The organism is Peribacillus glennii, from assembly GCF_003429105.1.
Lineage (GTDB): Bacteria > Bacillota > Bacilli > Bacillales > DSM-1321 > Peribacillus > Peribacillus glennii.
Genome location: NZ_QVTD01000008.1, coordinates 84,885 through 109,663, shown reverse-complemented (window position 1 = coordinate 109,663; position 24,779 = coordinate 84,885). Strand labels below are relative to the sequence as shown.

General features: G+C 43.5%; 21 protein-coding genes and 1 riboswitch. Of the genes, 7 read left to right on the top strand and 14 right to left on the bottom strand.

Annotation, left to right across the window (positions count from 1 at the left end; translation table 11 throughout):
• Positions 1-25: 25 nt before the first annotated feature.
• Together D0466_RS13215 and putP are read right to left on the bottom strand one after the other, a co-directional pair.
• The gene (locus D0466_RS13215) at positions 26-1,162 is read right to left on the bottom strand and encodes a DEAD/DEAH box helicase (protein ID WP_117323032.1); all 1,137 of its coding nucleotides are present in this window, start codon (positions 1,160-1,162) and stop codon (positions 26-28) included.
• A gap of 145 nt (positions 1,163-1,307) precedes the next feature.
• A complete protein-coding gene (putP, locus tag D0466_RS13210) occupies positions 1,308-2,777 on the bottom strand; it encodes a sodium/proline symporter PutP (RefSeq protein WP_117323031.1) in 1,470 nt (489 codons plus the stop codon).
• A gap of 210 nt (positions 2,778-2,987) precedes the next feature.
• Here putP and D0466_RS13205 point away from each other — a divergent pair, with 210 nt between their 5' ends.
• Positions 2,988-5,051, top strand: a complete 2,064-nt coding sequence (locus D0466_RS13205; RefSeq protein WP_117323030.1) for a molybdopterin oxidoreductase family protein — start codon at positions 2,988-2,990, stop codon at positions 5,049-5,051.
• A 60-nt stretch (positions 5,052-5,111) separates the two neighbouring features.
• On the opposite strand, the gene D0466_RS13200 is transcribed toward D0466_RS13205, so the two are convergent.
• The 4 genes from D0466_RS13200 to treP all read right to left on the bottom strand — a co-directional run bounded on the left by D0466_RS13200 (position 5,112) and on the right by treP (position 9,761).
• Positions 5,112-5,666 (bottom strand): general stress protein, encoded by a 555-nt coding sequence (locus D0466_RS13200; RefSeq protein ID WP_117323029.1) that lies wholly within the window; start codon positions 5,664-5,666, stop codon positions 5,112-5,114.
• 125 nt (positions 5,667-5,791) lie between these two features.
• The gene (gene treR, locus D0466_RS13195) at positions 5,792-6,502 is read right to left on the bottom strand and encodes a trehalose operon repressor (protein WP_117323028.1); all 711 of its coding nucleotides are present in this window, start codon (positions 6,500-6,502) and stop codon (positions 5,792-5,794) included.
• A gap of 23 nt (positions 6,503-6,525) precedes the next feature.
• Complete coding sequence (gene treC, locus D0466_RS13190; RefSeq protein ID WP_117323027.1) at positions 6,526-8,223, bottom strand: alpha,alpha-phosphotrehalase; 1,698 nt, start codon at positions 8,221-8,223, stop codon at positions 6,526-6,528.
• Positions 8,224-8,339: 116 nt separating this feature from the next.
• A complete protein-coding gene (treP, locus tag D0466_RS13185) occupies positions 8,340-9,761 on the bottom strand; it encodes a PTS system trehalose-specific EIIBC component (RefSeq protein ID WP_117323026.1) in 1,422 nt (473 codons plus the stop codon).
• Between the two features lie 388 nt (positions 9,762-10,149).
• Between treP and D0466_RS13180 the strand changes: the two genes are divergently transcribed.
• Positions 10,150-11,226, top strand: coding sequence for a M20 family metallopeptidase (locus D0466_RS13180; RefSeq protein WP_117323025.1), 1,077 nt, complete (start codon positions 10,150-10,152; stop codon positions 11,224-11,226).
• 105 nt (positions 11,227-11,331) lie between these two features.
• Here the strand turns inward: D0466_RS13180 and D0466_RS13175 are convergent, their stop codons facing one another.
• Entirely contained in the window at positions 11,332-11,769 is a 438-nt protein-coding gene (locus D0466_RS13175) for a ferritin-like domain-containing protein (protein ID WP_117323024.1), read from the bottom strand.
• A 229-nt stretch (positions 11,770-11,998) separates the two neighbouring features.
• Here D0466_RS13175 and D0466_RS13170 point away from each other — a divergent pair, with 229 nt between their 5' ends.
• The 3 genes from D0466_RS13170 to D0466_RS13160 all read left to right on the top strand — a co-directional run bounded on the left by D0466_RS13170 (position 11,999) and on the right by D0466_RS13160 (position 15,185).
• Positions 11,999-12,571 carry a 3D domain-containing protein gene (locus D0466_RS13170; protein ID WP_117323023.1) on the top strand — a complete coding sequence of 191 codons (573 nt, stop codon included), beginning with the start codon at positions 11,999-12,001 and terminating at the stop codon, positions 12,569-12,571.
• 135 nt (positions 12,572-12,706) lie between these two features.
• On the top strand, positions 12,707-13,618 hold the full coding sequence (locus tag D0466_RS13165) for a ketopantoate reductase family protein (RefSeq protein WP_117323022.1): 912 nt from the start codon (positions 12,707-12,709) through the stop codon (positions 13,616-13,618).
• A 301-nt stretch (positions 13,619-13,919) separates the two neighbouring features.
• The gene (locus D0466_RS13160) at positions 13,920-15,185 is read left to right on the top strand and encodes a dicarboxylate/amino acid:cation symporter (protein WP_117323021.1); all 1,266 of its coding nucleotides are present in this window, start codon (positions 13,920-13,922) and stop codon (positions 15,183-15,185) included.
• A 1,081-nt stretch (positions 15,186-16,266) separates the two neighbouring features.
• Here D0466_RS13160 and D0466_RS13155 read toward each other — a convergent pair.
• The 5 genes from D0466_RS13155 to D0466_RS13135 form a co-directional block, all read right to left on the bottom strand.
• A complete protein-coding gene (locus D0466_RS13155; protein WP_117323020.1) occupies positions 16,267-17,172 on the bottom strand; it encodes a sulfite exporter TauE/SafE family protein in 906 nt (301 codons plus the stop codon).
• 70 nt (positions 17,173-17,242) lie between these two features.
• Positions 17,243-17,983, bottom strand: a complete 741-nt coding sequence (locus D0466_RS13150; protein ID WP_117323019.1) for a sirohydrochlorin chelatase — start codon at positions 17,981-17,983, stop codon at positions 17,243-17,245.
• Positions 17,984-18,049: 66 nt separating this feature from the next.
• Positions 18,050-18,646, bottom strand: a complete 597-nt coding sequence (gene cysC, locus D0466_RS13145) for an adenylyl-sulfate kinase (protein ID WP_117323018.1) — start codon at positions 18,644-18,646, stop codon at positions 18,050-18,052.
• A 21-nt stretch (positions 18,647-18,667) separates the two neighbouring features.
• On the bottom strand, positions 18,668-19,816 hold the full coding sequence (sat, locus tag D0466_RS13140) for a sulfate adenylyltransferase (RefSeq protein WP_117323017.1): 1,149 nt from the start codon (positions 19,814-19,816) through the stop codon (positions 18,668-18,670).
• Positions 19,817-19,892: 76 nt separating this feature from the next.
• Positions 19,893-20,606, bottom strand: a complete 714-nt coding sequence (locus tag D0466_RS13135) for a phosphoadenylyl-sulfate reductase (protein ID WP_117323016.1) — start codon at positions 20,604-20,606, stop codon at positions 19,893-19,895.
• Between the two features lie 216 nt (positions 20,607-20,822).
• Positions 20,823-20,927: riboswitch (SAM riboswitch) on the bottom strand.
• A 229-nt stretch (positions 20,928-21,156) separates the two neighbouring features.
• Here D0466_RS13135 and D0466_RS13130 point away from each other — a divergent pair.
• Together D0466_RS13130 and D0466_RS13125 are read left to right on the top strand one after the other, a co-directional pair.
• Positions 21,157-21,525 carry a sensor histidine kinase gene (locus D0466_RS13130; RefSeq protein WP_233522647.1) on the top strand — a complete coding sequence of 123 codons (369 nt, stop codon included), beginning with the start codon at positions 21,157-21,159 and terminating at the stop codon, positions 21,523-21,525.
• Positions 21,526-21,768: 243 nt separating this feature from the next.
• The gene (locus tag D0466_RS13125) at positions 21,769-23,184 is read left to right on the top strand and encodes an NAD-dependent succinate-semialdehyde dehydrogenase (RefSeq protein WP_117323015.1); all 1,416 of its coding nucleotides are present in this window, start codon (positions 21,769-21,771) and stop codon (positions 23,182-23,184) included.
• Positions 23,185-23,295: 111 nt separating this feature from the next.
• Here the strand turns inward: D0466_RS13125 and D0466_RS22980 are convergent, their stop codons facing one another.
• Both D0466_RS22980 and D0466_RS22975 read right to left on the bottom strand, forming a co-directional pair.
• Complete coding sequence (locus D0466_RS22980) at positions 23,296-23,868, bottom strand: hypothetical protein (RefSeq protein WP_233522646.1); 573 nt, start codon at positions 23,866-23,868, stop codon at positions 23,296-23,298.
• A 32-nt stretch (positions 23,869-23,900) separates the two neighbouring features.
• Positions 23,901-24,554, bottom strand: a complete 654-nt coding sequence (locus tag D0466_RS22975; RefSeq protein ID WP_233522645.1) for a hypothetical protein — start codon at positions 24,552-24,554, stop codon at positions 23,901-23,903.
• Positions 24,555-24,779: the final 225 nt, after the last annotated feature.

The following is a 24,779-nucleotide window of genomic DNA, read 5'->3' as shown; positions in this document are numbered from 1 at the left end:
TATACACAGTGGGGACTGACATCCTTTACCGTACGTCTACGATTTCGCCCTTGTAAAAGTCTTTTTTACTGACGGAAATCCCAATTTCACGGGCAATCTTTTTTAATTCCCGTTCCTCTCTGTCTGTAACGATGGACATCACCGTACCGCTTGCACCGGCTCTCCCTGTTCTTCCGGAACGGTGTATATATTGATCGGTGGTCGCCGGAACATCAATATGGACCACGGTGTTGAGTCCTTTAATATCAAGTCCTCGGGCTGCCACATCCGTCGCAAGCAGCAATGGATATGTGCCTGAACGAAGATTTCGCAGGGATTTTTCCCGATCCATTTTATTGGATTCCCCATGAAGGACACCTAGTTCTATGCCTTTGTAGTCCATTTTTTCGCCGATCACGGTTATTTCGGCGATGTCATTGGCAAAGGCGAGCCCTTTTAAATCCTTAAGCCGTGATATTTTTTCGAGCACCTTTATTTTTTCGCGTTTGTCGCATACAAAATAAATATGGTCTACCTTCGATTGCATGTTTTCATTTTTTCCGATTCGGATTGTTTCGGGATCATTCGTTAATTCCAGTGCCAATTTTTCCGTGTGAGGCGGAAGCGTGGCGGAGAACATCAGGACCTGCCGATCTTTTAATGTGGATTTAACAATATTGCGCACCGTCCCAATATGCTCGGGTACCAGCAATTGGTCCCCTTCATCAAGCACGATTGTTTTCACCTCGTGCATCTTGATTTTCTTTTGGTTAATTAATTCATAGAGCCGTCCCGGTGTACCAACTATGACCTGCGGCCGTTTTTTCAATTTTTCTAGCTGGCGTTTGAGATTGGCTCCTCCGATAAAAGCTGCACCAGTGATTCCGCTGCCCTCGGCCCAGATTCTGATTTCCTCAGCAATCTGCATCACCAATTCACGGGAAGAAGCAAGCATCACGGCCTGGATTGTCTGCTTTTGGGGATCGACTTTTTCCAGCAATGGAATCAGGTAGGCAAGCGTCTTTCCTGTTCCTGTCGGTGATTCGGCAATTAGGTCCTTGCCTTCCTTTATCACGGGAATGGCCTTTTGCTGAATCGGCGTCCCCTGTTCAAACCCTGCTTTTTCCCAGGCTTTTTGTACAAATGGTTTTGAAGTCGAAATGAATTGCGGTGTCTCAGTCATAAAAATCTCCTTTAATAATTCCTTGGAAGCTAACATTATTTTACCATGCATACTAGTATTTACATAATGCCTGGGAGATAAGTTCTTTTTAAGAAAAAAAACCTTGCCTTTTACTTTGATAAGCATAAAGGCAAGGGTCCATAAATTAAGATAGTGCTTTTACAGCTGATTCAAACTCTTCCTCCACTTCCTTAGACGGCTTTGAAGTGAGCAAGCTTACCGTGATGATCGCAATTGTGCAGGCAATAAAGCCCGGGATGATCTCGTAAACCTCTTTATATCGATCAATCTGCTCCCAGATAATGACCATTGCAGCACCGGCAATCATTCCTGCGAACGCCCCCATCTTATTCATCCGTTTCCAGTACAGGCTTAACAACACCACCGGCCCGAATGCCGCCCCAAATCCTGCCCATGCATACCCAACCAGGTTCAGGATGGTTTCATTCGGATTCAAGGCAAGCACAAGCGCAATCAAGGCCACACCCAGCACAGCAAGCCTGCCGACAAGCACCAATTCCTTATCGGAAGCGGAACGCCTGATGAATGATTTATAAAAATCTTCCGTCAACGCACTGGAAGTAACCAGCAGCTGTGCGGCAATAGTGCTCATAATGGCTGCAAGGATTGCCGCCAGCAGGAAACCGGTAATCATGGAAGGGAATAATTCTTGCGCCAGGACGATGAACACCGTTTCATGCGCGCCTTCTGCCAGCGGCGTACCATTCCTGTTGAAATAAGCAATGCCAAATAGTCCCGTAATCATTGCCCCTACAATGGAGAATAGCATCCAGCCCATTCCGATTCTTCGCGCACTTTTCATTTCTTTAACGGATGTAATCGCCATAAAGCGGACGATGATATGCGGCTGCCCGAAATACCCAAGACCCCATGCCAATAAAGAGATAATACCTATAGCCGTCGTTCCCTCGAATGCCTGCAGAAGTTTTGGGTCAATCGACTGGATTTCATTTAACGTAGTGTCCATGCTCCCAATGTTCATGACTGTCACGACAGGGACAAGGATCAAGGCGATGAACATGATCGTGCCTTGTACAAAGTCCGTCCAGCTGACCGCCAGAAAGCCGCCAAATAAGGTATAAAGAATGACTACGCTAGCCGTAAGCCAAATGCCTGTCGTATAATCCATGTTAAATGCTGTCTCGAATAACTGCCCTCCCGATACCATCCCTGAAGAAGTATAAAATGTGAAAAAAATTAAGATCACTAATGCGGACGTTATCCGGAGAATACGGGAATGGTCTTTAAACCTGTTTTCAAAATAATCCGGAATTGTGATGGAATTATTGGCTACTTCTGTGTATGTCCGTAAACGCGGTGCAACATAAAGCCAATTCAGGTATGCCCCGGCACAAAGCCCGATAACAATCCAGCCGCTGCTGAGGCCCGATAAGTACATCGCACCGGGAAGGCCCATTAAAAGCCAGCCGCTCATATCGGATGCCCCGGCGCTTAATGCCGTTACCGCCGGCCCCAGATTTCGCCCGCCCAGCATGTAATCTGACAGGTTGGAAGTACGCCTGTACGCGGCATACCCAATGGCGAGCATCCCGACCATATAAATTGCAATGGATACTATAACACCATACTCCATAAAAATCCCCCTTTACTCTTAGATGTTTAAGTAACTTATTTAGCAGGATATCAGAAAATTCTACGTTTGTTAACAGCTGGTCGTTTTAAACTGATTTCCAAACAGTTCTATTTGCTTGAAAATAAGAATTATTTTATTATTGAAGATAAAAATTATCATATTTTTTCAGGTTCATTGCTACTTACATCATATAGTTTAGGAGAATTTCTTATGCATTCATATATCCATGAGCCAGATGGCGTTTTCCCATCCGTTTGCTCGCTCGATTGCCCCGATCAATGCGGGCTGCTTTTGCATAAAAAGGATGGCAAAATCATCAAAGTGCAAGGGGACCCGGCGCATCCTGTCACAAAGGGGAATATCTGCAATAAAGTCCGCAATATGACTGCCAGGCTCTATGATCCCAAGCGCCTGGAATACCCGCTTAAAAGAGTTGGAGCCAAGGGTGAAGGCAAATTTGAGAGAATCAGCTGGAACGAAGCGATAGAAACGATTACCTCCAAATGGAAGGATCTTATTGTCCACAACGGCCCTCAAAGCATCCTCCCATACAGCTTTTATGGCAATATGGGGAACTTGAGCGCGGAAGGGATGGACCGGCGTTTTTTCAGCCGCCTGGGAGCAACCCGTCTTGAACGTTCCATATGCAATGCGGCAGGCAGCACGGGATATAAATATACAATGGGCGGGTCGTTCGGAACGGATCCTGAAGACACAATCCATTCAAAGCTTTTCATTTTTTGGGGGATCAATGCCGTCAGCACAAACATGCACCAGGTCACCATTGCCCAGCAGGCCCGTAAAAATGGAGCCAAGATTGTCGTAATCGATGTGCATAAAAACCAGACCGGCCGCTGGGCAGATTGGTTTATCCCGATAATGCCCGGCACTGACGCGGCCTTGGCACTCGGGATTATGCATGTATTATTTGCTGAAAATATGGAAGATGAGGAATTCCTGCAGCAATACACTGTGGGTGCCGAAGAATTGAAACAGCGGGTCGCCCAGTATGATCCTCCGACCGTGTCTGCCATCACCGGCGTCCCTGTGGACGATATCTACAAGCTGGCCCGTATGTATGGAACCACCTCGCCTTCTTATATCCGGATTGGGAATGGCTTGCAGCACCATGACAATGGCGGCATGTGCGTACGCACCATTTCTTGTTTGCCCGCCGTTACCGGCCAATGGCTTCACAAAGGAGGCGGAGCCACGAAAGGGAATTCTGGTTATCTCGCCCATAATGCCAGGGCGCTTCAACGACCTGATTTATTAAAAGATAAAACGACCCGGATTATTAATATGAACGCTATCGGAAAGGCTTTGCTGGAGCTGGAAGATCCCATCCGCTCCATGTTCGTGTATAATTCCAATCCGGCTGTGATTGCCCCGGAAGCAAATAAGGTTCGCACGGGATTGATGCGGGAGGATTTATTCACCGTTGTACATGATTTATTTTTAACGGAAACGGCCGCCTTCGCTGATATTGTCCTCCCTGCCGCGGCATCGTTTGAAACTGTCGATTTCTATGCATCCTATTGGCATCACTACATGCAAATACAACAGCCGGTAGTCGAAGCGTATGGGGAATCAAAGTCGAATACGGAGGTTTTTAGATTACTTGCTGATGGAATGGGCTTTGATGAAAAAGCTTTCAAAGCAACTGATGAGCAGCTGATTGAAGAAGCTTTGGATAATCCGGCAAATCCGTATTTGGAAGGCATTTCTCTAAAAGGCCTTTTGGAAAAGCAATTTTTGAAAGCAAGTGTCTCGCCTATTATTTCCGTCAAGCTTCCAACTCCAAGCGGAAAAATAGAGCTGTATTCCGAGCAAATGCTTAAAGATGGATACGATCCTCTTCCTGTTTACAATCCAGTCGTAGAGGACGGGGATTTGCCGTATTTATTCGTGCCTGCGCCAAACCACAATTTCCTTAACTCGACCTTTTCCAATAATGCGCGCCATATCGCGTTGGAAAAAGAACCGCGGCTGCACATGAATGTTGTTGATGCCGGCAGGCTGGGTATTGAAGACGGTGACATGGTCCGAATCCACAATCATCGCGGCGAATGTGTATTAAAGGCAGCGGTTGGGGAAAATGTCCTTCCGGGAGTTTTGGTCAGCCAGGGGCTATGGGCCGACATGCCGGGAGCCAAACAGCTGGTTAACGCACTGACGCCTGATAGAATCGCTGATATGGGCGGTGGAGCCACATTTTTCTCTGGCAGGGTTGATGCGGAAAAAGCAGCCGGCCCCGAATATCAGATCTCATGAAAAAAGGATAGATGGAGCAGAAGCCTTCTGCTCTCCATCTATCCTTCTTTTCATTTGCCTTTAATATCTGCGCAGTGTATCGTTGCGGTCCATATCGACAGTGCGGTCATACTGGTTACGCGAATCCACGAACGAATCCCTTGTGGAATTTAAATCATTATTCACCAGTAAATCGTTCTTTCTTGCATCTGGATCCAATAAAACCAGGAGCTTCCCATCTTTGACATCGCGCTCATATCGATCTGCTTCATCTTCCGGAATTCCCATGCCAACCAGTGCGCCTGCAAGTCCGCCAGTTCCGGCGCCGACCGCTGCCCCAGTTAATGTAGCGGCAATAGGGCCAGCCGCAAGAATTGGGCCGATTCCCGGAATGGCGAGGGCTCCTACGCCTGCCAATAATCCGGCAGCACCGCCCAGGATTCCTCCTGTCGCTGCACCAGCTGCAAGGCCTTCCTCTGTTTTCGTGCCTGTTTCTTCATTTACAGCGTCAACATCATCCCTGTCCCTTGCAATAACTGAAATATCATCACGGTCATATCCTTGCGCTTTTAATTCCTCAACCGCGCGAACCGCATCATCACCGTTGTCATAAACTCCAATTACTCGTTTATCCATTTTTATCATCCTCCTGTAGCGAATTATGATGAATCTACTCTATACATACCCGTCATTGAGGACAACTAACATGAATCTACTTTCTTCCACTTTTTACTATTGATATCAAAGGCACTGGCAGCTTCTTATTTTCTCCTCGCAAAATCTACGAACCGGAACTTGTCGGGACGATGGCGCGATTCGGTATATTGAAACAAGCTGGCATCATCAAGATACACATAGTTTTTGACAACGACAACTTTCTGGAAACCTGATAAATCAATATATAGTCTATCTTCTTCCGTAGGATCTTCCACTGTAATGATTTTTTTGGCGAAAGAGATGGATAACCCAAGCTCTCCTTCCATATACTCGTAAATCGAATTACGGCAAATTTCTTCCGTGATGTTTGGAACGAATTTCGCAGCCAGAAAATCCTTATCCAGGATGATTTTCTCCCCATCAATTTCCCTTACGCGGGCGATTTCCCAGATATGTTCATTTTTTGCCAATTTTAGTTGCTGCCGAATATACAAATCTGGTAGGCCCTTTTCCAGCACCACCACACTTGTTTTGGCGCGCTGGCCCATTTTTTGAGTCAATTCTTTAAAACTGGTAAGGCCAGATATCGGGAAATCCAGCCTTTTTACATCGAGTACGATAGAACCCTTTCCCTGTACCTTATGGATATATCCTTCTTCAGAAAGCATTTTCAAGGCTTTTCTGATTGTTTCCCTGGACGTTTCGTACCGGATTGCCAATTCGTTCTCAGATGGCAGGAGGGAGCCTGATTTCAGGCTCCCCTCCTGGATTTGTACCGCAATTTCTTCATATATTTTCATGAATTTATTTTTCAATGATAATCACCAGTTTCATTTTATCATTTCTTTTTCAAATGATAAACGGCGGATTCATATGGACGGAAGGCCATCCTGCCGCCGAACTCGGGAGCGTCAGGGTAATTGGAGATCAGCACTTTGATGTCATATTCTTCTTTCATGAAGTTTTCCGAATAATCGAGAAGTGCTTCATTTCCATAGAAATTATTGATTGATATCAATAACTCATCTTCATGCTCCCGTTTATAGACGAATAATTGATCGTGTTCCGAAAACAGAAGCTCGTAATCACCGTAAGTAATGATGTCATATTCCTTGCGGAGCGCAATTAGCTTTTTATAATGATAGAAAATAGAATCCTCATCATCCAGCGATTTTTCCGCGTTGATTTCCGGATAGTTCCTCGCCACCCCGATCCATGGCGTACCGGTCGTAAAGCCGGCGTTTTCAGAATCATTCCATTGAACAGGAGTACGGGAATTATCACGAGATTTTTGCTTGATGATTTCCATGGTTTCTTCTTCCGATTTACCTTGTTGTTTCATGATTTCGTAATAGTTCAATGTTTCAACGTCCCGGTACTCGTCGATGCGGTCAAATTTCGGATTGGTCATGCCGATTTCTTCACCCTGGTAAACGTATGGCGTACCCTGCATCATATGGATCGTAGTAGCCAGCATTTTTGCGGATTCTTTATGGAATTCACCATCATTTCCATAACGTGTTACGATGCGCGGCTGGTCATGATTGCACCAGAACAAGGCATTCCAGCCCCCGCCCTTGTGCATCTCAACCTGCCATTTGGACAGGATGCTTTTAAGTGCTGAAAAGTCAACATCGCCGATTGCCCATTTCTCCCCATTCGGGTAATCCACCTTCAAATGGTGGAAATTAAAGGTCATGCTGAGCTCCTCACTTTCAGGGTTGGAGTACCGGATGCAATCTTCAATTGTCGTGGACGACATTTCCCCGACAGTAATGCTATCATACTTTGAAAGCACATTAACATTCATTTCATGAAGGAATTCATGAACGCGCGGACCATCTGTATAAAATTTCCGGCCGTCTCCTGGCGGCGTTACGCCGTCATCGTTCGGGAAATCCTGGTCCTTGGAGATCAGGTTAATAACATCCAGCCTGAATCCGTCAATTCCCTTTTCGAACCAGAAATGCATCATATCATACACTTCTTTTCTGACTGCCTCGTTTTCCCAGTTTAAGTCTCCCTGTGTAACATCAAACAGGTGCAAATAGTATTGCCCGGTCTTTTCGTCAAACTTCCAGGCTGATCCCCCAAATTTGGAAATCCAGTTATTTGGTTCCTTTCCGTTTACAGGGTCTTTCCAAATATAAAAATCTCTATAAGGATTTTCCCTTGATTCGCTTGCTTTTTTAAACCATTCGTGTTCAGTTGAAGTATGGTTGACTACTAAATCCATGATGATTTTTATGCCTCTATCATGCGCTTCAGAAAGCAGCCTATTGAAGTCTCCCATGGTCCCATACTCTTCATGTATGGCATAATAGTCGCTGATATCATAGCCATTATCCCGCTGAGGCGATTTATAAATCGGCGTCAGCCAGATGACATCGATTCCCAGTTCTTTTAAGTAATCCAGTTTTTCAATAATGCCGTTGATATCGCCCGTACCATTACCGGTCGTATCATTAAAACTCTTCGGGTAAATTTGATAAACTGTCGACTTTCTCCACCATTCATTCAATGTAAACACCACCATAATAAATTTGGGGGTCAGTCCCCCACTGCTTTAACGCGTTATCTTACTGGGGGACTGACCCCCGAAATAAAGGAAACCATTGGAATTAACCAATGGTGGAAAACAAATTTTTGGACTTACGCGTTTTTTCTATTTCTCACTTTTGCCATACCAAATGTCAGTGCAAAGGGTACAACAATCGCGATTACCATACCGATGGCAAATGGCGCCCATTTTTCTGGAACGATTGAGAAGATGGCTGGAAGTCCGCCAACCCCAATCGAAGGAGCGATAACATCATTCATAGTTATGAAAATGGCTGCGATAGCTGATCCGATCATAGCCGAGAAGAATGGGAAACGGTTAGGGATATTTACCCCAAACATGGCTGGTTCTGTGATGCCGAGATACGCAGATACCGCAGAAGAAAGTGACAATCCTTTCAGTTTCTCATCACGTGCTGCAAATAACATGGCAAGCGCTGCGGAGCCTTGCGCGATGTTCGAAATTGCCACAATCGGCCATAGGAATGTTCCGCCAATGCTGCCAATCAATTGGAAGTCAACAGCAAGGAATGTATGGTGCATACCAGTGATAACAAGCGGGGCATATAATGCTCCATAAATCAAGCCGCCGATTACAGGTACAGTATCAAAAATTCCTGTGAATAAGGCAGTAATCCAATTGCCGATTGTAAATGTAATTGGCCCGATGACAATAAATGCCAAAAATCCTGTTACTAATAGAGCCACTGGTGCAACAACCAATAATTTGATCGAATCTGCAACCCGCTTATTTAAGAAAATTTCAATTTTTGCAAGTACATAGGACGCAAACAAGATAGGGAGCACTTGTCCCTGATAGCCAATTTTATCAACATGGAAACCAAATAAGTTCCAGGTAGGAATTTCACCTTTTGCTTTTGCATCTGCATATCCCCATGCATTCAGAAGTTCAGGATGGACCAATACCAAACCTAAAACAATCCCTAATAGCGGATTTCCGCCAAATTGCCTGACCGCAGACCAACCAATTAATGCCGGTAAGAATGTAAACGCTGTATTTGCAATCAAATTTATGATACCAGCAAAGTCTTTCCATTGAGTATAAACATCAACAACAGACTTATCGTCAAAGAAGATTCCAGGTCCTGTAAGGATGTTATTGATCCCCATCAAAAGACCCGCAGTCACGATCGCTGGTAGAATCGGAATAAAGATATCGGCCAGTGTTTTCACTGCGCGCTGTATCGGGTTCAGGTTTTTCTCCGCTGCTTTTTTCGTTTCTTCCTTTGATGCCATTCCGATGCCGGTTTGATTTGCCATTTCGCGGTAAACCTGATCAACGGTACCTTGTCCAATTACGACTTGGTATTGGCCATTAGCAGAAAAGGATCCTTTCACCACGTCGATATTTTCTAAAGCTTGTTTATCCACTTTGCCTTCATCCTGCAAGGCAAAACGGAGACGTGTAACACAGTGTGTGGCAGAAGCGATGTTCTCTTTCCCGCCAATGGCATCCACTATTTTTTTAACGTCTTGGCTGTAATCCTTTGCCATTGTAAATCCTCCCTCTGTTAACGTTTTCATTTTGTTTAGACTTTAAAGTAGAACACAGACTATTTGCGCCACGGCCTCATGTCTTCGTCTGTATGACCAATATCCTGTGCGCCCAAACAAAACTACTTGTATATACATGATGTGATTACAGTGTAGCTTGTATATACAAATTAGTCAAGAAAAATCGAAACCGCTTTCTTATTTTATTTTTTCCCAGAATGATACATTTCTATGAATTAAACCTTTTAAATTGGAATGTAAGATGTTTATTTTTTGAGGTCAGGGTATAGTTTATTGAGGGGCCGGGCCAGGTCATCGTACAAATTTCTTATTGGGGTTGGGGGACAGCAAACTCATATAGGGTTATAAAGGAGGTTGTTTTTCTCTCATGCTTGGAGAGTTAGTGAAAGAATTAGTGGCAATCGACAGTTCAACGAAAGAAGGCGCAAATAAAGCGGTGGAATATTGCTCCAAGTGGCTGACAGATCGGGGACTCACCGTAAACCTAATAACAAACAACGGGTATAAGATGCTTGTGTGTGAAATTGGCAAAGGGGATAAAACATTGATTTTCAATGGCCATGTGGATGTCGTCAGCGGACAGCCTTACCAATTCATTCCAATCATTGAAAATGGAAAATTATATGGAAGAGGCACAGCCGATATGAAAGCGGGTGTTGCCGCAATGATGTGTGCGATGGCACGGCTCAAATTCGAGGAGCTTGGCTTGAAAATACAGCTGCAGATCGTATCTGACGAGGAAACAGGAGGCTTCAACTGTTCCGGGTACCTTGCAAAACAAGGCTATCGCGGGGATTTCGTCATATGTTCGGAACCGACACAGCTTGGCATTGCCCTGCAGTCAAAGGGAGTAATTCAATTAGATATTGAAATAAGCGGGAAGCCCTCCCATTCCAGCCGTCCTTGGGAAGGAATCAATGCGATTGAAAAGGCGTATGATGTCTATGAAAAAATGCTTTATCTACCTTTTACCCAAGCCCAGACGGAATTCTATGATTCACCCTCTATCAATCTTGCAAAAATCAAAGCAGGCGAAGTTTATAATAAAGTACCCGAGAAATGTCTGATGAGCTTTGATATCCGTTATCTTCCCTCTCAGGACAAGGATGAAATCATCAAGCAAATAAGGAGCATCACCGATGGACATGTAATGGAGAAAATGTTCAGCATTCCGGTAAGTACAAAGGTCGAGAATCCTTACATTTCCCTGCTTCGGCCAGTCATTGAAAAACATACAAATAAGGAAGCAGAAATATTCGGACAGCATGGAGCTGCAGACACGGTCTTTTTTGCCGCTTACGGCATACCCGCCATTGAATTTGGCCCCAGCGGTGCAGGCTGGCATGGCGACAGCGAATATGTTGACCTTGATTCGGTTTCGATTTACCGAAATATGTTGATCGATTTTGCAAAGGAATTTACCAAAAGCAATGTTCACTCATAAGTTCACAGGCCCTCCAGTATGGAGGGTTTTCTTTAGTTTGGAGGCGATATATGGCAGCTATATTTTTTATACCCTTATAAGTCTCGCCAATCAGCGAGGCTGTCTTTATAATCTGGTTTTTGTGAGGAAATACAAAAACCAGATAGCATGGTTTTGTTCATCTGCTGCAGCGCGGGTAAAAACCTCCCGGATGTTTTCATCATCTGTGGCATTAGCGATATCCAAATAAAAATCAACCGACTCCTGTTCGTCTTCAAACGAAAATTCAAAAATGTCCTTCAATCTTTTCGGGCAGTCATTCGATTTAGCAACATCTGGCTGTCGGCCAGTCAATTTGAAATAAATCTGGGTGAACTTCCCCAAATGGTCGTTTTCATCCTTAATGATCTCAGAAATGACATTTTTTTCTTTTGTGGTCGGCACCATTTTCAAAAGCTTGTTATAGCACTGGATGGCATTAAATTCCCCATCTATGGCCTTCGCTATATTCGTGATCAAATCATGGTCCTGCTGGCGGTAGTAATAGCGGTAATCGTAATACATAATCATCCCCCATATCTTTTTCTACAGCATATGGGCGAAGAAAATATAAGTGCTTTTCCATTTCGGAACCTATTCTATAACTTCCATTTATTAGTATATACGTCCTTTTTATTACAAAAGACCTACCAATGTCTTCATTTTGTAACATAATTAGTAATCCTTTGAAACATACCTGTTATATTAAGCTGTTATTCTATGCTTACGATATAAACAAAGGAGATTTAGTATTTTGAAAAAATTCCTACTGTTAACGACTTCGGCTTTCTTTTTAGTATTCGGATTTTCAGGGGCAGCATCGGCAGCTGGTACATATAAGGTAAAGAGTGGCGACACCTTGTGGGGCATATCAAAAAAACATAAAGTAACAGTCAGCCAGCTTAAAAGCTGGAATAAACTTAAGAGCAATGTAATTAAACCTAAGCAGGTACTGAAGGTTTCAGGATCGGCATCAAAATCAAAAGCACCTGCCAAGAAAACAGGAACAAAAAAGGCAGCAAGCACTGCAGCTTACAAAACTATGACAGTTAAAGCGACTGCTTATACGGCAAGCTGCAAAGGCTGCAGCGGAATCACCGCTACAGGCATCAATTTAAAGAAAAATCCAAATGCCAAAGTAATCTCAGTTGATCCAAAGTTAATTCCGCTTGGGTCAAAGGTATATGTGGAAGGCTATGGCATGGCAGTTGCTGGTGACACTGGCGGCGCCATGAGAGGCAAAAAAATTGACTTGTTCATCCCATCAAAATCAAAAGCTATACAATGGGGAGTAAGAACGGTAAAAATCAAGGTTTATAAGAAATAAAATCAAACAGCCTGCAGTAATGCAGGCTGTTTTTGTGTCAAAAAAAACAACCTCCTCTCCTCAGCCCACCTTCAAAGAATATTCAAATAATTTTAGAAATGATATAATAGTAGTAAAAAAAGCGAGGGACGGTCTATGAATATAGTAATCATGGGAGCAGGAGCTGTTGGCGCCTATTTTGGAGGCAGATTGGCGGAAACCGGACAAAACATACACTTCCTTGTAAGGGAAGGCCGGGCGCGCCAACTAAATGAAAATGGATTAGAAATAAAAAGTACCCATGGGGACTATCATTTTGATCATTTGAATTTTACCGCGGATGCTGGTGATATTGAAAATCCGGACTTGGTGATCCTGGCAGTTAAAGGCTATCATTTAAACGGGACAATCCCATTATTAAAAACCCTTGCAACTAAGGGAGCAAAAGTCCTTCCTCTATTAAACGGCATCGAGCATATCCCGATCCTCCAGAAAGAATTAGGCTTCGATGCTGTCATCGGCGGAAGCGCTTATATTATTGCAACACTGGATGATAAAGGGTATGTTATCCATTCAAGCGGACAACATGATATTGTTTTCGGGCCGCTCCATCCTTCCCAGGAGGAAATTTGTTCTCAGCTTGAAGCCATCTCCAGGGACGCGAAAATGAAAAGCAGGCTTTCCCGTGAAATACTTTATGAATTATGGAACAAATATACGTTCATCACTGCATTTTCCGGAGTGACAACAGCGTCAGGACTGGAAATCGGGGAAATCCTCTCTTCCCCGCCAACAGCGGAATTGCTGGATAAAGTACTAAAAGAAATGCAGAAGCTTGCGAAATCACAGGGAGTTACCCTCTCCGATGAAGAAGTGGCACATGCCTTCACGAAATTCGGCAAATTCCCAAGCTCGGCCACTTCTTCCATGCACCAGGACAGGCGAAAAGGATTAACCTTGGAAGTGGAACACCTTCAAGGCGGAGCATTGAGGCTTGCCAAACAAGCAGGGATTTCTCTGCCGGTGGTTGAAACGCTTTACGGCTTGATCAAGCCTTTTGAAAAATAAATAATGTCGCATAAAGTATCGGAAAGATCGTTTCCGATACTTTTTTTATTTCCCTTCAACTTAATAAGTTGAATTTTTGAATGGATCACTTAGGACCATTATATTTTAGCTCATTCATATTTACTTCTTTAGGTTCAACTTATATAAACTTTATTCTCTCTTCATTCACCGCCCGTAAACTCATGACCAAAAAGACCAATAAGAACAATATAACCATAATGAAATATTTTCTGAACTTTCTGCTATCATTAAGTTAGTATAGAAAGCGCTGTCAAAAATTCCACAAAAGGAAGTGATATATATGAGAATATTAAAGAACTTAACAGCCCAAGTAGTAATCGGGATTGTGTTAGGTATTATTGTCGGATTAATTTTCCCTGCATTTGGCGAACAGTTAAAAGTGCTCGCTGACGTTTTCATTAAACTGATTAAAATGGTCATTGCCCCTATTGTGTTCTTTACTGTCGCGATTGGTATCGGAAGCATGGGTGATATGAAAAAAGTCGGCCGGATCGGCGGAAAAGCCTTGCTGTACTTTGAAATTGTTACTACCTTCGCCCTTGCAATCGGAATCCTCGTTGTCAATCTTGTTAAGCCAGGTGAGGGATTCAATAAAGATGCTGTGGAAGGCGGAGACGTATCTCAATACACGGCCGCTGCCAAGGAGACAAGCCATGGGGCAATAGACTTTATTGTAAACATTATTCCTGATAACGTCATTGCTGCAATGGCAAAAGGCGAACTGCTGCCAATCCTGTTTTTTGCAGTATTATTCGGCTTATCCATGGCTGCCATGGGAGATAAATCAAAGCCACTTGTATCTTTTTTTGAAAAAATGACAGACGTTTTCTTCGGTATCGTAAATATGATCATGAAGATTTCTCCAATTGCTGCATTTGGAGCCATGTCCTATACAATCGGAAAATTCGGCTTGGGTTCCCTTATCAATTTGGGAAAATTAATGGGTTCAGTTTATATTACGATGTTCTTGTTCATCGTAATCATTCTCGGAGCGATTGCAAAATTCTACAAGTTTAATATCTTTAAATTCATTAAGTACATTAAAGAGGAAATCCTGTTGGTGCTTGGAACGTCTTCATCAGAATCCGCTCTTCCAAGCATGATGAACAAGCTTGAAAAATACGGATGTTCTAAGCCTGTTGTCGGATTGGTGGTGCCAACCGGTTATTCATTTAACCTGGATGGAACCTCGATATACCTGTCAATGGCCGCAATTTTCATCGCCCAGGCATATGGCATTGATTTGACAATCTGGCAGGAAATCACATTACTCGGTGTGTTAATGTTGACATCTAAAGGTGCTGCCGGAGTCACCGGTTCAGGCTTTATCACACTCGCGGCCACACTCGCGGCATTCCCTATGATCCCTGTAGAAGGAATCGCCCTCCTGCTTGGTGTTGACCGCTTCATGTCGGAAGCACGCGCAATCACAAACTTAATCGGAAACGGTGTAGCAACTGTGGTAATCTCTAAATCAGAAGGTGAATTTCGCACAGAAACAGCGCCCGAAACCAATTTGGATAAAAGTTCTGTTCTAGCCAAATAAAAAATTAATGATTTTCATATTTTAAAAAAAAGAGACTTCAGCGGATGGAAGTCTCTTTTTTTAATCTGTTTTTATTTTCGAGTGCGTCCACCCCCGCTCCATTTAAACTGTGAATTAGTTTCTTTCCTGCGTACCATCCTTTTCACCCTTACTAAATACCGGGTTGCTTTTTAAATTCCTTTAGCACAGAGCCAAACGAACGTAAGATTCCCAATTTTCCCTAGACCAAATATAGCCACTACGACCTTTCACTACCAGAATCAATCCTGATTCCCATGTAAGATAGCATTCGTGCCTCCCAATCTTTAAATCCTCTTATTGCTGAAACACCCGGCGTCGGCATAGTGCGCCTTTACGGTGAGGTCACATGGTTGGTCGGCTATTTCAAAATCAGCTGTTTCTTCCCCTGAAATTGATTCGATAAAAAAAGGGGTATCTCATCAAATATAAAGCCAGGACCTGAAAATCCGCTTCTATTGGTGCGGAAGCAAACCGGAATGCTTCGCTGTAATTCTTTCCACCCAAACAGGAATCACTATATGTTTATATACTCCTGGATTCAATATGCTTAGAAATACCCTTAATAGCATCAATCGAAAGATGGGTAAGGCTGGCAAAAGGCAGGTGTGACATACATTATAGTCGCTTTGCTATCCGCCTACAGCAAAGGTTTCGGAATCATATGTTCAAGTGTTTGCATCCACTTCCCCAATCCACTCGTAGTGTAGTCGTTAAGGCCTTGCATTGGCTATGTATCCTCGAAATGTTCTCCAGCAGACAATACCTACCATATGATTCCACAATGATTTTTCCCATGAGGAATCCGCGGAATTACGTTGGATATCCGAAGCATGTTCCACTGCTGCAGAGCTTATTGCAGGGTCTGTCAACTTGAATGGAGTCACACCCATTCGTCATAACTATTTTTAAGGAAGGTCCCTTTTTCCAGCTGCCATTCCCTGTCCGATAAGTTCAAAGGCATCTCCTTCTAGCGGTGCCTTCATATATGTATTGTTTTTTCTTTTTACCAGTACGAAACATTCATAGAAATTAAAAAACCGAGTCCTGAAAAGGACTCAGCTTACTTTTGGATCGTTGATTCACTGACCAGATTATTATTTTTCGTGACTGAGATATATTTTTTGACCGAGATTGCTACCGCAGTTGCCCACAATATGAAAAAGATAGTGTAAATCATCGGATAGTGCTCTGAAGAGTCAGGCAGCCACGAGGTTAATAGCGTCCGGGCATTCACAATGATAATGAACCCGCCGACAAAAACGCCCATTAACTGTGCAGGTATGATTCTTACAAGCCAAGCTGCAATCGGGGCCGCAATCACCCCGCCAATCATCAAGGCGGCAACCCACATCCAGTTGACTACGTCCCAGCCTAACGAAATGACAAAACCGAGAGTGGCTGACAACGCGACCGCAAATTCCGTTGTGTCGACTGTCCCAATTACCTTACGGGCTGTCATTCCTTTTTTTGATAAAAGGATCGGAGTGGCAATCGGTCCCCATCCGCCTCCTCCTGTAGCATCTGCAAATCCGGCAATCAATCCCAATGGAATGGATTGGGCGTATGGCAGAGGCGGGGACTCCCGGTCCTCGGTCGGCTTAAACAGAAACAAAAATCTGAGTATGATATAAACTCCAAGAATTAAAAGGAATGTTGAAATATATGGTTTCACGAGGTGTCCTGGTAAATTGCTTAAAAAGCAGGCACCGGCGAAAGCACCGACAGATCCTGGTATGATTAGGCGAAGCACCATTTTCCTGTCAACATTTCCGAACCGGATATGGGAAATCCCCGAAGCTGCAGTCGTTACCACTTCAGATAGATGAACTGAAGCGGATGCTACAGCCGGAGCTATGCCAAAGGCCAGTAAAAGGGAAGAGGAGGTAACTCCGTAAGCCATTCCTAAAGAACCATCAATTAACTGTGCAAGAAAGCCAACAAAAGCCAAAACAAGTAATTTTTTCATTTAATCCTCCTTTTGTCGGCCAGGCTGTCGTCCAGGGAAATCCCAAATTCTGAACGTTTTTTTCCGGCGTTCAATTGCCTCTCGATAATTCCTTAACTCTCTCTTGCAATATCTCTCCGATTAAAGGATGATATCCAAGGTAATTGCATAGTACGTACTCTTTCTCTCCATCTGGGCAGCTGTTTTTGATAGTTTGTTGGATTGTATTCATCAATATGCCGGTAAACAGAAGATAGGGAATGATAAATATTTTTTTGAAGCTGCTTTCTTTTACTGTTTCCAAGGCTTCTTCAAAGCCTGGTTTTGCCGCTGTTAAAAAACATGTATCCACCCTGCTTACCCCTGTTTTGTGCTTAAGCTCCCCGGCTATTTCTGATAAATCACGTTTCACATCGGGATCGCTGCTACCTCTGCCAATTAATAGCACCATGGAGTCTTCATCGAGATTTTTTTCTGTTTCTGCTATCCGTTCAACCAGAATATCAATCATATTAGGATGAACGCCGATTGGCCTTCCATATACCATATGAACATCGGGGAATCCGGTGCCTATCCTTTTCAGCTCATTTGGGATGTCTTCTTTAGCATGCACCGCGGTGAGCAGCAACACAGGAACCACGATGATTCTGGTTGCCCCTCTTTGGACACACCGCCTATATGCTTCTTCGATTGTCGGCTCTGCCAGTTCAAGAAAGCAATACTCCTGAATTGGGGCCTGGTTTTCCTCCATACAGGCTTTTATAAAGGAAACTGCCTCATCACAGGCTTTTTTCACCCTGCTCCCGTGGCAGATATATAGAATGGCATCCATTTTTATCCCTCGCGAAATTTCAATATAAGTCACTGAAGGCCGATTTTAGTATATTTTCCCCTATCCTTAGATAAAATTCCGTTCTGTCAGATAGTTGACCAACTGATCGACGCACTCTTCAATGGAAAAACGATCGGTTTCCAATACGAACTCCGGATTTTTTGGCTCCTCATACGGAGAATCAATGCCGGTAAAATCCTTGATCAAGCCATTCCTCGCCTTTTGGTACAGCCCTTTTGGATCGCGCTTTTCGCATTCTTCCAGGGAACATTTCACGTAAACCTCGATAAATTCATCTTCATCAAGCAGGTCCCGGACGATATCGCGATCTGCTTGAAACGGAGAGATAAACGCAGTCAGTACAACCTGTCCGCTGTCTACGAATAATTTGGAAACCTCGCCGATCCGGCGGATATTTTCCTTCCGGTCATCCTCTGAAAAACCAAGATCCTTATTTAAGCCGTGCCGGATGTTATCGCCATCCAGCACATAGTTGCTTATTCCATCCTTATAAAGCTTTGCTGCCACTGCATTGGCCGCTGTCGATTTCCCAGATCCCGATAGGCCTGTAAACCAGATAACAAAACTATGGTGCCCGTTTTGGACCCTGCGTACATCTTTTGAAAGTGATGATTCATGCCATGTAACATTTGAACTAGCCATATTAGCCCTCCTACTCCCGAGTTAAACCTGTACCGTGTCTTTTTTCATTCCTTTAATCAACACTTCCACTACTTCTTTCCGGCTGAACGTGCTAGGCGGAATCTCGCCGCTGCGAAGCATTTCCCTTACTTTTGTTCCGGATAAAATCACATGGTCTTCTTTACCGTGCGGGCAGGTTTTCGTAGATGCCATGTTTTCACACTTTGTGCAATAAAAGCTGTGTTCAAAGAATAAAAGGGTAATTCCCAGTTCATCTTCCGTGAAGTTGCTGAAAATCTTTTGAGCATCATATGTTCCATAATAGTTGCCCACTCCGGCGTGGTCTCGGCCTACGATGAAATGGGTGCAGCCGTAATTTTTTCTGACGAGCGCATGGAAAATTGCTTCCCTTGGACCAGCATAACGCATGGCCGCTGGAAAGACCGATAGGAATACACGGTTTTCCGGGTAGTAATTCTTAAGCAGTACTTGATAGCTTTCCATCCTGATATCCGCCGGGATGTCATCAGACTTCGTTTCTCCTACGAGAGGATTTAGCAATAAACCGTCCACAATCTCCAGTGCTGATTTTTGGATATATTCATGAGCCCGATGGACCGGGTTTCTCGTTTGAAAGCCAACGACCGTGTTCCATCCTTTTTCTCGGAACACCTTTCTTGTATCTTTCGGATCCAGATGGAACTCCTCGAATTTGCCGCGGGCAACTCTCTTTACAAGCTGGATTTCTCCCCCGATATAGGTTTTGCCCCTGCTGTAAAGCTTTTGAACGCCTGGATGTTCGTCGCTGTCTGTACGATAAACTTCCACCGCTTCCTTCTTCTTATCAGGCTGATAAATATCTGATACCTTTATTACGCCATATGTTATTCCGTCATTCACCAGTCTGACTTCTTCGCCAATCGTAAGGCTTGCCGCTTCTTCTTCAGACACAGGCAAAGTAATCGGGATACTCCAGACAGTTCCGTCCGCCAGGCGCATGCCGCTTACAACGGAATCATAATCCTTCTGTGTCAGGAATCCCGTGATTGGGCTGTAGCCCCCCGTTCCGATTAATTCCAGGTCACTAAGTGCAGTTGCGTCCAATTCAATTTCCTTATCGATATGGAAGAAATCATAATCCGGGTTCCATCGATTGATCAGTGTTCCTCCATGCGCTTTGCTTGTTGTCATTTTTATACCTCCAGTATTATTAACATTTTTTCATGTAAGAATCAGTGAGGCTCACCAATCAGTTCTTAGCGTCCGATCATGTATGAAGCCCGCATTCTGTTTTCCCTTTTCCGCTCCAGCGCCCTGACCTTAAATCCTCCTCATTGAAGGCCGGCTTGGTGCATTTTTCACAGCCAATGCTCGGATAGCCGCGGTCATGCAGAATGTTATAAGGCAGCCCGTTTTTATGGGCATAACGCCACACATCCTTCCATGTCCAATGGATAAGCGGACAAATCTTGACTGATTGGAATTTGTTGTCCTTATTGATGAATTGTGTGTTTTTCCTTGTTTCTGACTGTTCCCTTCTAAGCCCTGACAACCAGGCTTTGGCTCCTGAAAGAGCTTCATTTAACGGGATTATTTTCCTGATTTCACAGCATTTATTCGGCTGGGTTTCCCATAAGGCCTCACCATGCTGGCCTGCCTGCTCCTCAAGCGTAAGCGCCGGCTTTTTCATTTCAATCTGTAATAGCGGATACCGCTCTTTCACTTGTTCTATTAATGCATAGGTTTCTTTAAAATGAAGGTCCGTATCCAGGAACACGATCTTCGCACGATCATTCACCTTTGATATCAGGTCGATCAGTACGATACCCTCGATCCCAAAACTGCAGGCATAAACCAGATCATCCCCATAATGGCCGTACGCCCACTCTAAAACCTCCAACGCCCCTTTTGTGTCGTTATCTATTGAAAAATCCAAAGGGGAAAACGTATCAAAACGATCATAAACCAATAAATTACCCATTTAATATGCCCCCAAAAAAGGCAGCATCAACAAAAAATGCGTCAATACCGCCTCTAGTTTATCTAGTCAGCCATCCTTATTGTTTGTAAAAATATATTCCGGCGACATGTGTGCGGTTACCCAAAATCAATTATTGTTCAGCCCAATCTTTCCAATCAGGCCATTTAAAAAATCTTTCCATTTCGGAAAGACAAGACCAGGCAATGTATCAAACATTCCTTATCTTCCAAAATGAGTGCACTTTGCAGGATTTAGCACCTTGCTTGTTTGCAGGTTGCCGGACTTCATCGGGCCAATTCCCTCCGCCACTCTTGATAAGATTAATTATTAAAAATAATATCATAATATTTCCTCATGTCAATAAGTTTTCTGATTAATTTACTCGGAATTAATAAAAAAGGGCTGCCCCGAAGAAAAAATGCTTCGCATGAGTCAGCGAAGTTGCTATTTGGTTTACTTTTTCACCTTATTCGTTTTGGCGCTTCCAATAATCGTCGTCCCTTTTTCGGTGAGGAAATGATTTCGACCTTTTCTCCGGCTATCCAGGGAATTGCATGATGGAATCGGCCAAAACCTGTACAGCCATCTAATTACCATTAATCGGCTTAATTCTGAGATCGATCATCCATTGCTCAGGCAAAAGCAGGATGAGGCGGCTGAGCTGATCAAGGAGGGCAGGGAAATTCCCTGGGAACTCAGGCCTTCCGTACTCGATCGTCTCGGGCTTGTTCCGGCCATTCGCTCTTTTTTGTCCCGTTTTTCGGACTATTATAAGATCGATGGTGAACATCCTTGTTCCAATAAACGTCAAAATGGGGGTCCCCCTATCTTCCCCCTGGCCGACATATTTTTGTCAAAAAATACCCGGTTGTGGATAATAGAGACAGCCTTAAAATTTACGGAGGGCGTACCTATTTAAAAAGGTGGTTAATTTTACGTCCGGGAATATATGTCAGATTTCTGCCAAAAAAAAATTATTAAGGCAAATATTTTAGGGCTTGGAAACACAATCCTTTATAATAGAAGAAAAATAGCATCATGTAACGACACAACCATGCAAAGTCATCCTATTTCCAACATAGGTAGAGCTTTTCACATCTAAACTAGGAGTTACCGCAGCTTATTAATAGGTGAATTTTAAAACTCAAAGGAGGTTTTTTTCATGGAGCAGTATAAAATGTTCATTAATGGTGAATGGACGGGTGAAAAGCTTGATACGATCGAGGTAAAAAATCCTGCCACAGGCGAGGTGGTTGCAACAATTCCAAACGGTGGTTCAAGTGAAGCAAAGCTTGCCGTTGATGCTGCCCACGCGGCATTCGGCGACTGGTCTGCATATTCGGTTTACGAACGTTCAGAACTCATCCGGAAATGGTACGATTTGATTAACGAGAATATGGAAGACCTGGCTGTAGCGATGACAACTGAGCAAGGAAAACCATTAAAAGAAGCAACAGGCGAAATGTCATATGCCAATGGATTTTTATCGTGGTATGCGGAGGAAGGGAAGCGGATTTACGGTGAAACAATCCCTGCAACCCAGCGAAATAAGAGACTTTTCGTTTCTAAGCAGCCGGTTGGTGTCGTTGCTGTTATCACACCTTGGAATTTCCCGGCAGCGATGATTACCCGAAAGGTCGCACCGGCCCTGGCAGCAGGCTGCACTGTAGTGATCAAGCCAGCTGAACTAACTCCGATTACTGCATTAAAATTAGCCGAGCTTAGTGAACAAGCCGGCATTCCAAAAGGGGTTATCAATGTCGTAACCGGTGAAGCACAGGAGATTGGCGAGGCCTGGCTCGAGGACGACCGCGTCAGAAAATTTACATTTACCGGCTCAACCGCAGTTGGAAAACTGTTGATGAAAGGGTCCGCTGAGACTGTAAAGAAGATATCGCTTGAGTTGGGCGGCCATGCGCCTGTAATCGTCCTTGCAGATGCAGATCTGGATAAAGCTGTTGACGGGGTCATCTCTTCCAAGTTCCGCAACGCCGGCCAGACCTGTGTTTGTTCAAACAGAGTGTATGTCCACGAGTCGATTTACGAGCAATTCATCGATCGCCTTATTCCGAAAGTAAAACAATTGAAGGTTGGGAATGGATTGGACGAAGGAACCGATATTGGGCCTTTAATCAATCAAAGCGCAGTGAAAAAAGTGCAGGCCCACATCGATGATGCTATCAAGCTTGGTGCAAAGCTGGAAACTGGCGGAACAAGCAAAGAGCTGTTTGTTGAACCGACAGTCCTTTCAAATATTAACGACAACATGCTTTGCATGCAGGAGGAGACTTTCGGGCCGGTCATGCCGATTTCTTCATTTAAAACCACCGAAGAAGCGATACAGCGGGCCAATGATTCGATTTATGGCCTGGCAGCCTATGTTTTCACAGAAAACATATCACAAGGTATTCGTGTAGTCGAAGCTCTTGAATATGGAATTATCGGGTTGAACGACGGACTGCCATCTACTCCGCAGGCACCCTTCGGCGGCTTTAAGCAAAGCGGCCTGGGACGGGAAGGCGGCCATTTTGGCATTGAGGAATTTTTGGAGATTAAGTATATTTCACTCGGATTATAAAATAGTGAAATTAGGATAAAAATCTGCACCTTAATTGTTAGGGTGTCTAGCAATTAAGGTGCAGTTCAAATTGATGATTTTTGTCTGCTCTTTTCTTCTTATTGGAAATGTTTACAAGTCATCTAATGAAACCATGTCACCATTTGATGCATTAACACCATATTTACTGTCCATTTTCCGACAGAGGATATATTTGTCTTGTTTAAGGTCATAAACATATACAGGCTTCAATTCAATGGTTCCCCTGATTTTTTCAAATGCCTCCTGTTTATGGATTGTTATTTTCTCTGGTGCCTGAACGTGTTGAATCATTTCTAAAAGGGATTCATTATCCATATAATTCACTGCCTGAAAGCTATTTGGATCAATTATTATTAAAAGTTTCCGCTGGAACACACGAAAATCCTGTTCATCCGTTTTCAATGAGGCGTGAATAAATCCATTATCCCGATGCAAAGTTTTAAGAACCCATTTTCCAGTGTCTTCAGAAAATACACAACGCAAAAAATCCTCCACCGCTAAGCTACATTTGCCTTGCTCATCTTCTGTTATCGGAAACCCATCAGGATGTGCCTCGCGTGAAAATGCCTGCTCCTCCATAACACCCTGAATTATATTTATTTCATGTCTCTCAAACGGTTTGTCGATAGGCGTCTGCCACGTAATCATTTTGTTTATTTTCAAATGCGGGCTTTCATTTACACTGAAAGGTATGGTCACGGTTTTATCATTGGTGACATAAATTTCTTCCATGGCATATAGGGAAATAAACCTTTCCTGTTCAAAGAAGGGACTTCAATAAGTTTCAATTGCTCCCTTGCCAGTTGCTCCACATCCCCAATATCAACTGAAAACGCTTTTTCTTTCACCCTATCTTTAGTTGGGAAATGGCCATTGTTGGAAAATAGAAGAAGTCTTCCTTGCGGATCACAATGGACCTCGATGTATCCGGACGGTGATACATCCACATCATCAATGCATTCTTGAAAGCAAAATTCCCCCGCAGCTTCCTTTACCAATTTAAATTGCTTACCATACACCAAGCCCGTCTCATTTTCAACCCACATTGTGATAACATCCTTATTCACAATGTGAAATGAAACCCCTTTAGCATAGGTCTTCCCACCGACGAAAATAACAGACTCAAAAAAATGGCTGTGAATATCAATGTCAATTACCGCTGTACCTTCAGGATTGAAATCCTCGTCCTGTTCAGTAATGTGGGCAGGGAACCATTCCATACAAAGTGTATATACCGTATCTTTGAAGATATTTATATTGCGGTAGAGTTGATGGGTTTGCAAATAATAGTCGTCCAATCCGAATTTTGTTTTTGTAAAATCAATTAATTCTTTTATTCTTGTATCCACGCTTTACAACCTCGCTTTAGAGTGAACATTGCCTCTTTAAACGGACCAGTGCTTTAAAATCCTTGAATCTCTTACTAATTTATTTCCTTCCTCTATATTTCCCATATAGGAATCAGATATTGTTTAATTTTAGTTTAGCAGTTATTGTCAGCATGTTTTATAAATACGTAAAAAAGTTAGAAAACTCAAAAATTGGCGACCCTGTGTAAAGGCGAAGACAGAGGC